11 protein-coding genes are annotated in these 13,660 nt (G+C 41.9%); 1 reads left to right on the top strand and 10 read right to left on the bottom strand.

Features of this window, described 5'->3' with window-relative positions; translation table 11 throughout:
• Nucleotides 1–11 precede the first annotated feature (11 nt).
• Nucleotides 12–425, bottom strand: a complete 414-nt coding sequence (locus PQ478_RS09540) for a CoA-binding protein (RefSeq protein ID WP_289236669.1) — start codon at nt 423–425, stop codon at nt 12–14.
• A gap of 140 nt (nt 426–565) precedes the next feature.
• On the opposite strand from PQ478_RS09540, the gene PQ478_RS09535 reads away from it, so the two are divergent.
• On the top strand, nt 566–1,885 hold the full coding sequence (locus PQ478_RS09535; protein ID WP_289236668.1) for a DUF2254 domain-containing protein: 1,320 nt from the start codon (nt 566–568) through the stop codon (nt 1,883–1,885).
• Between the two features lie 48 nt (nt 1,886–1,933).
• On the opposite strand, the gene PQ478_RS09530 is transcribed toward PQ478_RS09535, so the two are convergent.
• From PQ478_RS09530 to PQ478_RS09490, 9 genes are all read right to left on the bottom strand, one after another.
• On the bottom strand, nt 1,934–3,475 hold the full coding sequence (locus tag PQ478_RS09530; protein WP_289236667.1) for an ABC transporter permease/substrate-binding protein: 1,542 nt from the start codon (nt 3,473–3,475) through the stop codon (nt 1,934–1,936).
• Nucleotides 3,472–4,449, bottom strand: a complete 978-nt coding sequence (locus tag PQ478_RS09525; RefSeq protein ID WP_289236666.1) for an ABC transporter ATP-binding protein — start codon at nt 4,447–4,449, stop codon at nt 3,472–3,474. The genes PQ478_RS09530 and PQ478_RS09525 overlap by 4 nt, the downstream gene beginning before the upstream one ends.
• 159 nt (nt 4,450–4,608) lie before the next feature.
• Nucleotides 4,609–5,379, bottom strand: a complete 771-nt coding sequence (gene fadH, locus PQ478_RS09520; RefSeq protein WP_289236665.1) for a 2,4-dienoyl-CoA reductase — start codon at nt 5,377–5,379, stop codon at nt 4,609–4,611.
• Between the two features lie 173 nt (nt 5,380–5,552).
• Nucleotides 5,553–6,293 carry a 3-oxoacyl-[acyl-carrier-protein] reductase gene (gene fabG, locus PQ478_RS09515; protein WP_289236664.1) on the bottom strand — a complete coding sequence of 247 codons (741 nt, stop codon included), beginning with the start codon at nt 6,291–6,293 and terminating at the stop codon, nt 5,553–5,555.
• A gap of 38 nt (nt 6,294–6,331) precedes the next feature.
• Nucleotides 6,332–7,618: a GntP family permease gene (locus PQ478_RS09510; RefSeq protein ID WP_289236663.1), complete on the bottom strand. Its 1,287-nt coding sequence runs from the start codon at nt 7,616–7,618 to the stop codon at nt 6,332–6,334.
• Nucleotides 7,619–7,639: 21 nt separating this feature from the next.
• Nucleotides 7,640–9,217 carry an acyl CoA:acetate/3-ketoacid CoA transferase gene (locus PQ478_RS09505; protein WP_289236662.1) on the bottom strand — a complete coding sequence of 526 codons (1,578 nt, stop codon included), beginning with the start codon at nt 9,215–9,217 and terminating at the stop codon, nt 7,640–7,642.
• 344 nt (nt 9,218–9,561) lie between these two features.
• Nucleotides 9,562–11,265: a sigma 54-interacting transcriptional regulator gene (locus tag PQ478_RS09500; RefSeq protein ID WP_075682276.1), complete on the bottom strand. Its 1,704-nt coding sequence runs from the start codon at nt 11,263–11,265 to the stop codon at nt 9,562–9,564.
• Between the two features lie 109 nt (nt 11,266–11,374).
• The gene (locus PQ478_RS09495) at nt 11,375–12,556 is read right to left on the bottom strand and encodes an acetyl-CoA C-acetyltransferase (RefSeq protein ID WP_289236661.1); all 1,182 of its coding nucleotides are present in this window, start codon (nt 12,554–12,556) and stop codon (nt 11,375–11,377) included.
• A 133-nt stretch (nt 12,557–12,689) separates the two neighbouring features.
• Nucleotides 12,690–13,649, bottom strand: coding sequence for a D-2-hydroxyacid dehydrogenase (locus PQ478_RS09490; RefSeq protein ID WP_289236660.1), 960 nt, complete (start codon nt 13,647–13,649; stop codon nt 12,690–12,692).
• Between the last annotated feature and the right edge of the window lie 11 nt (nt 13,650–13,660).

Here is a 13,660-nt window from a genome sequence, read left to right as displayed (position 1 = left end):
TTTATTTAGGCTTATTTAAATTTAGCGTGCTCTACTTTAATGCAGCGGTCCATAATAGTTTCCACATCATTCTCTTTTAAATAATCATACGCTTCTTGATTTGCAACCCCTAGCTGCGCCCAAAATGTTTTTGCACCGATTTCAACCGTATCACGAGCGACTTCGGGTAGAAATTCACTTCTTCTAAATACATTAACAATATCGACTTCACCGTCAATTTCTTTCAGGCTTGCCACTGCTTTCTCCCCAAGGACTTCATCTACAGTAGGATTGACTGGAATAATCGTATAGCCTGCATTTTGCATCGCTTCAGACACCATATAAGACGTTCGGTCTGGGTTTCCGGATAATCCTACAACAGCAATGCGCTTACTCGTATGTAGCACCTCTTTGATTTTCTCATCTGTTGGATTTTGAATAGCCATCGTTATGCACTCCTTTTTTATCTTAAAATCGTATATGGACTTCTTTACCTTCTTCAAGATTTGCTGCTCTTATTCCTGCCAAAATAAGAGATAACCTTTTCGTACATACTACATAAAACGGGTTAAGAGGGGGAGGAAATGTGCATCCGCTATTAATAAAATTGCGAAATCAATTTTGGTTTATCCCTGCTGTCTACAGTATCGCTTCAATTGTTTTAGCGGTGATAAGCTACTTAGCAGATCAATATGTTATCACACACAGCACTCTGCTCACCAAGCTCCCTGCATTTCTTATAACCGATATCTCCCTAGCTCAAACTCTGTTAAGTACGATCTCTTCTTCCTTGCTTACAATGACAACGATCTCCTTTTCGACCATTATGGTCGTCTTAACAACATATTTATCCCAATTTTCACCGCGCACGATGCAAAACTTTATGACAGATGTTCATACGCAGCGAATACTAGGTGTGTTTATTGGTGGGTTTTTATTCTCCCTCTTGCTTTTACTTATCTTAAGAGCTAATCACCCAACAGAAATGTTTATTTCACCAACGATTGCCGTCGCGTATGCGTTTGTCTGTGTCGGCTTCTTTGTTTATTTTGTTCACCATGTCGGTAAATGGATACAAGTGAGCAACTTAATTCACAAAATCACTGAAAATACGATCCAATCGATTGAACATTATTACGAGGACAATCAAACAGTTGAGCAAGATGAGCCGTGGCGGGATTGGGAAAGCGAGGAGCTGATTCTTCATAACCCGCATTATATCTTTGCACAAGAAAATGGATATGTGCAGGTCATTGATGTGAATGGCTTAACGGACCAAGCAGAAGCGGATAATATTATTCTTAAAGTAGAAGCGGGACTTGGCAATTATATCGAGCAAGGCGGCGTATTATTTGAATTATATGGAGCCTTGCCAAAGGAAAAACATACCTTGTACGCAAAACATATTCTTCTTGGCGGGGAGCGGGCAACTATTCAGGATATTGACTTTGGCCTCACGAAATTAGTAGAAATCACGTTGCGTGCCCTATCACCAGGAATAAATGACCCCAATACGGCAGTCAGCGGTGTGCGTGCACTAGCGAGAGTATTAACGGTTCTTTCGCGAAAAAACCTGCATAGAGCTTATTATAATGATTCGAACGGAAATCTGCGTGTGATCTTTCAGGAGCGCAGCTTTAATGACTACCTATATCGCTGTTTCTATCAAATTAGACAGTATGGCTGTGAAGACCTTTCAGTGCTCAATGCTTTAATTGAATCTCTTAAAGTGATCGCGATTAATAATTCACAGGAAATTAAAGAATCTGTATGGGATTTTGCGGCCTATATACGGGCAGGACTCCACCCTGATGAGATTCTGGATCTTGATAAACGCTATTTAAATGACAAATGGCAGCAGCTGGCGATTCATACAGATAAAAATGAACATTTTATTCCACTATAAAAGCGGCAGCCTCATGTGAGCTGCCGCTTTTCCTTTTTAACAATCAGCTTATTGAATTAATCCTTTTTCTTGCAGGAACTCTCTTGCAACATCTTCTGGGTTTTCATCATCATAGTCTACACGATAATTCATTTGCTGGATTTCTTCTTCTGTAATCATGCCTGCTAGTTGATTTAGAATCTCTTCAAGTTCTGGATGTTCTTCAAGTGTTTCTTCACGAAGTAATGGTGCTCCTTGGTATGGAGGGAACAATTGTTCGTCATCCTCTAATACAACCAATTCATATTCAACTAAGTAAGCATCTGTTGAATACGCATCAATCACATCCACATCTCCTGACACAAGCGCACGAGAGCGAAGAGCTGCTTCCATTGATTGAACGCTGGAGAATGAGATGCCGTACTTCTCTTGCAGGCCAGGGTAACCGTCATGACGATCGACAAATTCGAACGTAAACCCTGCCGAGAGCTCATCTTGATAAGGAGCTAAGTCAGAAATCGTTTTAACCCCTGATTCTTCGGCAAATTCATTTGTAACAGCAATCGCATACGTATTGTGATAGTCCATCGGCTCTAAGAAAACAAGCTGTTCTGCTTCATAGATGCCATCACGAGCCTGCTCATATGCCTCTCGCTCATCGTAGCTAAAGTCCTCAATATTTAAGAGGTCGCCGACTACCGTTCCGGAGAATTCGAGGTACATATCGATGTCACCCACACGCAAGGCATTGTAGACAAAATCAGTACCGCCCAAATTCCCTTGAACATCTACCGTCATATCTGTTTGATCTTCAATTAATAATTTATACATATTACCGATAATAATCGGCTCTGCTCCTTCTTTACCACCTACAGTAAGTCTTGTACCTGCATCACCGCCTCCTTGGCTAGAAACGATTGGCGGGATAACGACAATTAATAAGGCAAGTGAGACGACTGTTACAATCGGTATGAAGGATGATCCTTTTGAACGGCTTTCAGTTATTCGCAGCACAAAATCAAAAAACAAGGCGAGCAGGGCAGCTGGTATTGCGCCGAGCAGGATGTATTCATTATTTGCACGCTGGATCCCGGTCATAATTAAATCCCCTAAACCTCCTGCACCGATTAAGGCTGCAAGAGTCGCTGTACCGACAATAAGGACCATAGACGTTCTAATACCAGCCATGACTGTAGGCATGGCAATCGGCATTTCAACGCGCATCAGCCTGCGGTAGGAATTCATTCCCATCCCACGCGCAGCCTCCCGGATAGCAGGGTCAACCTCGCTGATTCCTGTGTAGGTGTTCCTTAAAATAGGAAGCAAGGCATACGCTGTAAGAGCAATAATAGCGGGTGTTGTCCCAATACCGACAAATAAGATCATAAATCCGAGCAACGCAAGACTAGGGATCGTTTGTAGAACGGCTGTGATCCCAATGATGAATTCAGCCATTTTCTGCTTTCTTGATAAAAGCACGCCAAGCGGAACCGCAATAAATACAGCAATTAAAAGAGAGATTAAAGAGAGCTGAATATGTTCCCATAAGGCAATCCATAAAAGATCCTGCCTTGCTAGGAAGAGGTCGTATAAATTTGTTAAGGTGTTCACTGTGCCTCACGCTCCTTCATCCATTTGCGAGCGAGGTTCTCATAACTTACTGTACCGACAACTTCTTCGTTCTCTTTTACTAAGAGGTAAGGAACTGATCCTTCGTTAAGCCTCAAAAAGGCAGTCTCAATCGATTCATCCTGAGAGATTGTATGTTTTTCTGATAGAGCAGAATGATTAACTAAATTAACATTACGGTCCATCACATCTGAGACAGTCAGCTTTTCGCTCGCTTTGTTATCCGCATCTACTTGACGATTGCCAAGAAACTGTGTCACAAATGGGTCAGCTGGAGTATTCATCAGCTCTGCAGGCGTCCCTATTTGAATGATTTTGCCCTCTTTCATCACACAAATGCGGTCTCCAAGCTTTAATGCTTCATCCATGTCGTGGGTAACAAAGACGATCGTTTTTTGAATCTTATGCTGCAATTGCTGGATATCCTCTTGCAGCTGTTCGCGGCTGATTGGATCAAGGGCACTAAATGGTTCATCCATCAATAAAATATCTGGATCAGCAGCAAGTGCTCTTGCTACACCGACACGCTGCTGCTGGCCCCCTGAGAGTTCATTCGTCATACGATCACGATATGTCTCCGGTTCAAGTCCAACTAGATTTAAAAGCTCATCTACTCGGTTCTTTATTTTTTCTTTTGACCACTTTTTCATTTCTGGAACCACAGAAATATTCTCAGCAACAGTCATATTGGGAAAAAGGGCAATTTGCTGGAGAACATATCCGATGTTCCAGCGCAAAGTATGTATATCTCCTTCTTTAATGTTTTGATCATTAATACGGATGGTTCCATCTGTTGGGTCAATCAGCCGGTTTACCATCTTCATTGTAGTTGTTTTACCGCAGCCGCTTGGTCCAATAACAACAAAGAATTCACCTTTATTAACGGTAAAATTAAGGGTGTCGACTGCTTTTGTACCGTCTTCATATTGTTTTGAGACGTTGTCAAATGTGATCATTCCTTCAATTCCTTTCACGTATATTTCTACAAGCAGATTATGTTCATACCCGATTCGCTGATTGTTTAAACATTTTCTTTATAAATAGTCTCCCCAAAACCATTCAAAACCACACGAAAAAACCAAGAGTCCATAAGAACTCTTGGCCCTTTCTAAGTATTACGATTGAAAAGAGGCACCGTTTAACCATTGACCGCCATCGATTGTGATACAGTCACCGTTAATGTATTTCGCTTCCTCAGAAAATAAGAACGATGCAAGGCCTGCTACTTCTTCTACTTTCCCAAATCTTCTCGCAGGGATACTGTTGATCACCTTTTTATGAGCTGCTTCATTCATAATTAAGCGCTCTGCGCCGCCCGTATCCTCAATTGGACCTGGAGCAATTGCATTTAAACGAATGCCATACTGGCTGCCCCATTCTACGGCTAACGTACGTGTCATTGCAAGAACGCCTGCTTTTGCGCTTGCTGAGTGCACTACACCAGGGCCTGCTGTCCAGGCGTATGTCGCAATGATATTAGTGATTGACCCTTGCTGTTTATTAGCAATCCATTCCTTACCTACAGCTTGTGTACAATACCATGTACCATTTAAAACAATATCAATGACAGCCTTCCATCCATTCTCAGAGAGCTCTTCAGCTCGTACGAGGAAGTTTCCTGCTGCATTATTTACTAAATAATCAATTTGACCGAATGTTTCTTTTGTCACATCGACCATATGTTGTACTTTTTCCGGGTCACGTACATCCATTACGACAGGGAGGACTTGTCCCTCAAAGGTCTCAATTTCCTTTTTAGCTTGTAATAAACGTTCTTCATCACGTCCGCTGATCGTGACGTATGCACCTTGGCTTGCAAATTTCTTAGCCATTGCTTTACCCATTCCATTACTGCCGCCTGTAACGATTACTGTTTTCTTCTCCATAGACCATACCCCCATCAATTATTACATAATTGACTCCGATCTTATCTCCATCACTCACTCTCTCATTCTATTATGACGAACTATTCAGAATTATGAAAGGGTTTTCTTGCTCATTTTTGGAAAAAATAAAACAGCTGCTTACTAAACAGCTGTTTTATCTATACGTTATGAAATTAAATGACTACCCCGCCATCGATGCTAAGGATCGTTCCTGTAATGAAGCGAGCTTCATCAGATGCAAGGAATGCATATCCATTTGCAATATCTTCTGGCGTTCCTAAATCGTTTAGAACAGACTTATCTTTCATCATATCTAAAACTTTTTCAGGCATTTTTGCTGTCATTGGCGTTAAGATGAACCCTGGAGCTACTGCATTAACTCGTACATTGAAACGGCCAAGTTCTTTTGCCCATGTTTTTGTCATACCGTTAACGCCCCATTTTGTTGCAGCGTAGTTTGTTTGACCGAAGTTACCAAAAGAACCAACAACAGAAGAAGCATTTAAGATTACGCCGCCTTGCTGCTCTTTCATGATCGCTGCTGCTTCTTGAGATACCATGAATACACCTTTAAGGTTTACATCAATCACACGGTCCCACTGCTCGTCTGTCATTTTTAGAAGTTGTGCATCAGCTGTAATCCCAGCGTTATTTACAACAACATCAACACGGCCGAATGTCTCTACCGCATGAGCCATTAAGTTTTTCACTTCTTCACGGTTTGTAACATTCACAACAAAGCCAGTCGCTTCTGCACCCATTTCTTTTACTGCTGCAACCGTTGCGTTAATTTCCTCTTCATTCATATCAGCTACAACCACTTTTGCGCCTTCTTTAGCAAATTTAAATGCTGTTGCTTCACCGATTCCACGGCCTGCACCTGTAATAACTGCTACTTTATCTTGTAATTTCATAATTGTTCCTCCTAGAAATGATTAAAATGATCGTTTTATTAAATAATACCGATTGAACCAACGATGATTGCGACAATAACACTTAATACTGGAATCGCACAACCAACGACGAAAATATCTTTATATGAATCTTTGTGTGACATTCCTGTAATCGTAAGCAATGTCAAAACAGCGCCGTTATGCGGAAGCGTATCTAAACCACCTGATGCAATCGATGCTACACGGTGGAAGGCTTCAGGGTCAATGCCTGTTTGAGCCGCTAGCTCCATGTAACGGTCACCTAATGCTTCTAGAGCAATCCCCATACCGCCTGATGCTGAACCAGTTGAACCTGCAAGAATGTTAATTGCTACAGCTTGAGAGATTAGCGGGCTGCCTTGAATACCCATAACAAACTCAGTCAGTTTCTCAAATCCAGGAACGGCTCTTACAACCGCACCAAAACCTACAGCAGCACTTGTGTTAACAATGGCAATAACAGAACCACTTGCGCCTTTGTTGACAGAGTCGATAAACTTAGAAACCATCTTGAAGTTGAACACAATAATCATCAGAATACCTGTGATAAGGGCCACGACGATATCCCAGTTAAATACATTCAATGTGAAAATTACAGCTACAAGCGGTAAGAACGACAAGATTGGATTTGGAAGCTTAGCTTCATCAATTTCCTTAATTTCTTGGCCTTTAGGCTCAGTGAACACTTCACCTGCAGCGCGTGTCTGCTTTTCTCTCCAAGTTAAATAAACATATCCACCGACACCCATAACAAGAGCTGCAATGATTCCCATAAATGGTGCTGCCATTGCTGTTGTACCGTAGTACTCAGTCGGAATAAGGTTTTGAATTTGCGGTGTACCAGGAACAGCTGTCATCGTAAACGTAAACGCACCAAGCGCTACTGTACCAGGAATTAAGCGGCGTGTAATATTTGCTTCACGGAATAGCGCAATCGCTAAAGGATATACCGCAAATACGACAACGAATAAACTAACCCCGCCGTATGTTAATACTGCACAAGCAACAATTACGCCTAAAATCGCACGTTGTTTACCAATAACTTTAGTAATCATCGAAGCTACTGAACTAGCTGCACCAGTATCCTCCATCAGTTTACCAAAAATTGCACCAAGCATAAATACAGGGAACCATAATTTCGCAAAGTTTACGAAGCCTTCCATGTACGTATTTTTATATGCATCTAAGAGATCAAGGCCGCCGAATATTGCTACAACACCAGCTGTGATTGGTGCAACCCAGATGATTGACCAGCCTCGATATGCAAGAAACATTAATAATACAAGACCTAAAACGATACCTAACATTCTTTCTCCCCCTTAGTAGACTTAATTAGAAAGAACAGCTTTTCCGTTTGTGAGTTCAAGACCCATCTTCTCATCACGGAAAATACGTTCATCCATTGTTTTAAGATTTTCAGATACGATTGGTTTAAAGTCCATTTGATCTAAGATGTCACGCTCTAGATCAACACCTGGTGCAATCTCAGTTAAGACGACACCATTTTCTCCAAGTTCAAATACCGCACGTTCTGTAATATAGAGGACAGTTTGGCCCGTTTCATTTGCATACTCTCCGCTGAATGTGATGTGCTCAACATCAGCTAAGAATTTCTTGATTTTGCCTTCATTATTGATGGAAAGCTTCCCATCATTCACATCTACCTTTAAGCCTCCTGCTGTGAACGTGCCGCAGAATACCACGCGTTTTGCATTTTGAGTGATATTAATAAATCCGCCTGCTCCAGCGATTTTCGGTCCGAACTTACTAACGTTAACGTTTCCGTTTCCATCAAGCTGTGCTAGACCAAGGAATGCAACATCGAGTCCGCCGCCATCGTAGAAATCAAATTGATAAGGCTGATCAACGATACATTCTGGATTAATAGAAGCCCCAAAGCTCATTCCGCCAGCTGGAATTCCGCCGATCGGACCTGATTCAACCGTTAGATTAATCAGATGATCGACTCCTTCTTCATTTGCTACCATTGAAACACCTTCAGGCATGCCGATTCCAAGATTTGTTACAGCATAAGGCTCAAGTTCCATTGCAGAACGACGTGCGATTACTTTACGCTCATCTAGTTTCAACTTAGGAAGGTCACGATTCACTGCTTTAATTTCTCCGCAGTATGACGGATTGTACTGCTCAGCAAAAGTTTGCATATGATGCTCAGCATCAGCTACAACTACAGCGTCTACTAAAATACCAGGCACTTTAACAAGACGTGGGTCCAGGCTGCCTTTTGCGACCACTTTTTCAACTTGTGCAATGACAATGCCGCCTGAGTTTTTCGCCGCTTGTGCCATGGATAGAATTTCAAGTGTTCCGGCTTCTTTATGAAGCGTTAAGTTTCCTGCCTCATCCGCAAAAGATCCGCGGATCAGCGCAACATGAACTGGAATGGTTTTGTAGAATAAATATTCTTCTCCGCCAACCTCCATAAGAGAAACAAGATCTTCTGTTGTACTTTCATTTAATTTACCGCCTTGATTTCTCGGGTCAACAAATGTCTTAAGGCCGACATGTGTTAACGTACCAGGCTTGCCTGCTGCAATATCACGGAATAAATGTGAAATAACTCCTTGCGGAAAATTATACGCTTTAATTTTGTTGTCAATTGCCAGCTTTTGCAGTTTCGGTGCAAGTCCCCAATGTCCTCCCACGACACGAGATACAAGCTTTTCATGTCCAAGGTGATTCAATCCTTTTTCTTTCCCGTCACCTTGTCCTGCTGCATACATTAACGTTAAGTCTTGAGGCTTTTGCTCTTTAACGAAACGCTCTTCAAGAGCAGAAGTGAGTGCTTCAGGGTGTCCATTCCCAACGAACCCTCCTGTTGCAACCGTTGAACCGTCTTTAATCATTTGAACGGCTTCTTCAGCAGTTTTTACCTTATTAATCATACCTTTCCCTCCTACAACATCTATGAATACGCTTTCTCTACCTTACATAAAGAAAAGTACGCAAGTTGTATATGCAAGAGGTGTGCCAACTTTTATTTTTATAAAAAAAGACGGAATGATAAGGCTTACATTAAGAAGGAGTAAAGCAAGCGTTCAGTTAAGCAGTCATAATTGCCCTTTTTGTCTTGTTTTCCGTACACACCTCTAATGTCAACGTATCGTTTTCCGGACACCTTTTCTGAAAACGCTTTAAAGTGTCTAGTTATCCGAACACTTGGTAAATACAGGTTGCGTTTTCTCAATATAATAATAAAAAACACCTTGGAATAATTCCAAGGTGGAGTCTATAATTGATATTTTGTTAGCTTTTCATAAAAGGTAGACCGGCTTATTCCAAGAAGGGAGGCAGCTTTTGAGCGGTTGCCTTTTGTTTGTTTTAAAGCATTCATAAGGGCTCCCTTTTCTGCCTTCTCAATTGAAACAGTCAACGGTTCAACTGAATGGTTACTAGGCGTATCTGTCAGCTTTGCCGGAAGATGTTCTGATTTAATAACCGTTCCATTGTCTAACATATTTAATGCTCTCTCAATCACATTTTCAAGCTCCCGAATATTTCCGGGCCATTTATATTGATGCAGAAGGCGCTGCGCATCTTTTGAGATGCCATCTACTTTCTTCTTCATAATAGGATTTAATTTTTCAATGAAGTGGAGGCATAATTGTCCGAGATCCTTTTCTCTATCTCTAAGAGGAGGAATGTGGATCGCAACAACATTCAGCCGGTAAAATAAATCTAATCTAAATTCACCTTTATCCACCATTTCCTCTAAATTTCGATTGGTGGCCGCTATCACACGTACATCAATCGGTTTGCTAGTCGTTGATCCGACACGCTCTACTTCTTTTTCTTGAAGCACTCTTAAAAACTTCACTTGCATATGAAGCGGAAGCTCACCTATTTCATCTAAGAAAATCGTTCCCCCATCGGCTGCTTCAAACTTCCCTTTCTTTCCGCCTTTTTTCGCACCAGTGAAGGATCCTTCTTCATACCCGAATAGCTCAGATTCAAGAAGGTCAGGGGGGATCGCTGCGCAGTTTACTTTTACAAATGAACCAGGCGCTCGACTTCCGGCATTATGAATCGCATGGGCAAAAAGCTCTTTCCCTGTACCGCTCTCCCCGAGCAGCAAAACATTCGAGTCACTATTCGCTGCTCGTTCCGCTTGGTGCTTCGCCTTTATAATCGAATCACTATCGCCTACTATATGATGAAACGTATAAGTAGCCTTATTTTGTTCGCGAAATTCACCTTTATATTTCTTCAGCTCAGTCTCCATCAGCTTGACACGTTTATATAGGGAATTAAAACCGCCTACATTTTGAAACAACACCCGGCCCACAGCACCTGTAATTTCACCGTTTTTTATAATCGGTACACGGGTTGCAATCATGTAATCACCTTTAATTCGCTGCAAGTCAGCTACTTCAGGCTTTCCCGTTTTTGCAACGATGTGCATCCGTGTATTTTCGATGACGTCTGTTGCATGTTTACCGATCACATCCTCAACCCGCACATTAAGAAACTCAGCATACTCCTTGCTCAGCATTGTGATGTAACCATCTTTATCAACCATGACTACGCCGTCAAACGCAAACTCCATAACCGTTTCTAACAGCTCGGTTTTTTCACTGCTAGCTGAAAGAATTTCTTCTAATCCTTTAACGGAGGAAAATAAGTAGACGTAGTAAAGCTGATCATTAATCGTCGTATGTTCTTTTCTCAAAACAAATGTGTGACCGCGAAAATCGATATGAATATTTGTTCCTTCCGCTATCCCGTCTAATAAATTCGGGTCGACGTACGTCGTTAACACTTCGCCATTGATTCTATCGGCAGGACGTTTAAATATTTTTTGTACCGTTTCATTATGAAAGAGAATCGTTTGATCTAAATCAGTGAGAATCGTACCAAATGGAAGAGAGCGAATGATCGCCTCCATCTGCTCATAAGATCTCTCAATCGCACCTACAAAATCTTTCATGTTCATAAAGCAATCCCTCATCCCTTACTAACAATCATGTAAGATCTAGCGTCATACCCAATAGTATAGCACAAAAAAGAGAGCTCCATGATGGGCTCTCTTTATGGCAGATCAATTATGGACGTTCTACAATTAATGCTGTTCCTTGTCCGCCGCCGATACATAAGGTTGCAAGACCGCGCTTAGCATCGCGGCGCTTCATTTCGTGCAGAAGGGTCACAAGTACGCGTGTACCTGAAGCTCCTACCGGGTGACCTAAAGCAATCGCACCGCCGTTTACGTTCACTTTCTCAGGATCAAGACCTAAGTCTTTAACCACTGCGAGTGATTGTGCGGCAAATGCTTCGTTTGCTTCTACAAGGTCAAGATCTTCAACTGAAAGACCAGCTTTAGCTAATGCTTTTTTCGTTGCAGGTACTGGACCATAACCCATGATCTTTGGATCAAGAGCTGCATTACCGTAAGATTTAATCGTTGCTAATGGCTCAATGCCTAGCTCTTCTGCTTTTTCTTTAGCCATTATTACTACCATTGCAGCACCATCGTTGATACCAGATGCATTACCAGCTGTTACGGTGCCGTCTTTTTTGAATGCAGGACGCAGCTTAGCAAGCTTTTCAAGAGTTAACCCGTGCTTAGGATGCTCATCTGTATCGACCATTACTGGCTCGCCCTTACGCTGCGGTACAGGCACAGGAACGATTTCTTCAGCGAACACGCCTTCTTTTTGTGCTTTTTCAGCACGATTTTGACTGCGAAGAGCGAATTCATCTTGCATCTCACGTGTAAGTTCCCATCTCTCAGCAATATTTTCTGCTGTAACTCCCATGTGAATGTTATTAAATTTATCAGTTAAAGCATCATAGATCATCGTATCAACTAATTTGCCATCACCCATACGCTGGCCCCAACGAGCGTTTGGCATTACGTAGGGCGCTTGGCTCATGTTTTCTACACCGCCTGCCAAGATCACATCAGCATCGCCTAAAGCGATAAACTGTGCTCCCATACTAACGGTACGAAGACCAGATCCACATAATTTATTAATTGCTAGGGCTGGTGTTGTTTCCGGAAGACCAGCATAGATTGCTACTTGACGAGCAACGTTCTGCCCAAGACCAGCTGATAAAATGTTACCAATTAGTACTTCATCAATGTCCTCCGGCTGGATATTTGCACGCTTAATTGCTTCCTTTGCCGCAACGGCACCTAGATCGACTGCAGGCACACTTGATAATGCCCCTCCAAATGTTCCGACCGGCGTACGCGCAGCACTTACGATTACTACTTCTCTCATAACTCTTGTCCTCCTTCATGTTGTGAAACGCTATATTAACACTTTCTTTTTTCATAGATTCATTCGACAATACGACAACGAATCCTGCCCTTATTTTTAATGCAATTTTTATGCCAATATATTAAATCTGCTATTAATATCCTTTTTCAATATCCACTTGATTAACAAGCTTCTCGTTTCGTTCTATGTTACGTAACGTATCAATAAAACAAACTACAGCCTCATCAGCCGTTGTCACAGCAGAGATATGAGGAGTAACCGTAATGTTAGGATGCTCCCAAAAAGGATGGTCAGATGGAAGCGGTTCTTCTTTAAATACATCAAGGACGGCAAAACGCAGCCTTTCCTCATCTAATGCTTCAATAAGCGCTTCTTCGTCTACCGAGGCCCCGCGACCAACATTGATAAAGCCGGCTTCTGCAAATTGTGAGAAGAATCGGTCGTTGAATAGAGCTTCCGTCTCAACGGTAAGCGGCAGGGTGTTAATGATGTAATCCGCATCCTTCCATTCGCTTTGACCTGTAAGTTCTTGTTGATCGATAGTGAATACTTTTTTGAAAAAGTCTTTTTCCCTCCCGCTTCGTGAAACCCCGTACACATCCATGCCAAACTGTGAGAGCACTTTCGCTGTTACTTGTCCAATTTCACCTGTACCGTAGATAACTGCTTTTGCATTTTTTAATAAACCAGGTGTGCGCGGCTTCCATCGTTTCACCCTGCCATCCTTTTGAAATAAATGATGGTGCTGCATGTCTTGTAATACATAGCTAAGCGTATATTCAGCGATTCTTTGGCCAAACGAACAAATCGTTCTTGTCAGTAATACTTGCGGGTCCCAGGTTTTATTATGTAAGAAACGATCCACGCCAGCTCCAAGTGAATGAACCCATTTCACTTTACTGTAGTTAAAATCCGTTTGGGTGTTAAAGCAAGCGATGGCATCTGCCCAATCTAAATCTTCGTCAGCAACTTCAGCTTCAGTTTTAAATCGAAAGCTCTGCTCTAGATCCTCTTTTTCTATCAATCTTTTTAATTCATCATACATAGGGCTAATTATTAAAATTGTTGAAATGTTCAGATCATAATAACTCATCTTAATCCCCT

Origin of the sequence: Alkalihalophilus pseudofirmus (genome assembly GCF_029094545.1) — a bacterium.
Classification (GTDB): Bacteria; Bacillota; Bacilli; order Bacillales; family Bacillaceae_D; genus Alkalihalophilus; species Alkalihalophilus pseudofirmus.
The sequence above is the reverse complement of the archived record's forward strand: the minus strand, read 5'-3'. Positions and strand labels throughout refer to the sequence as shown.

Excerpts from the sequence above, each read along its gene's own strand:
- PQ478_RS09540 (WP_289236669.1), bottom strand. The coding sequence starts at position 425 with ATGGCTATTCAAAATCCAACAGATGAGAAAATCAAAGAGGTGCTACAT.
- PQ478_RS09525 (WP_289236666.1), bottom strand. The coding sequence starts at position 4,449 with ATGATCACATTTGACAACGTCTCAAAACAATATGAAGACGGTACAAAA.
- fadH (WP_289236665.1), bottom strand. The coding sequence starts at position 5,379 with ATGGAGAAGAAAACAGTAATCGTTACAGGCGGCAGTAATGGAATGGGT.
- fabG (WP_289236664.1), bottom strand. The coding sequence starts at position 6,293 with ATGAAATTACAAGATAAAGTAGCAGTTATTACAGGTGCAGGCCGTGGA.
- PQ478_RS09510 (WP_289236663.1), bottom strand. The coding sequence starts at position 7,618 with ATGTTAGGTATCGTTTTAGGTCTTGTATTATTAATGTTTCTTGCATAT.
- PQ478_RS09505 (WP_289236662.1), bottom strand. The coding sequence starts at position 9,217 with ATGATTAATAAGGTAAAAACTGCTGAAGAAGCCGTTCAAATGATTAAA.
- PQ478_RS09500 (WP_075682276.1), bottom strand. The coding sequence starts at position 11,265 with ATGAACATGAAAGATTTTGTAGGTGCGATTGAGAGATCTTATGAGCAG.
- PQ478_RS09495 (WP_289236661.1), bottom strand. The coding sequence starts at position 12,556 with ATGAGAGAAGTAGTAATCGTAAGTGCTGCGCGTACGCCGGTCGGAACA.
- PQ478_RS09490 (WP_289236660.1), bottom strand. The coding sequence starts at position 13,649 with ATGAGTTATTATGATCTGAACATTTCAACAATTTTAATAATTAGCCCT.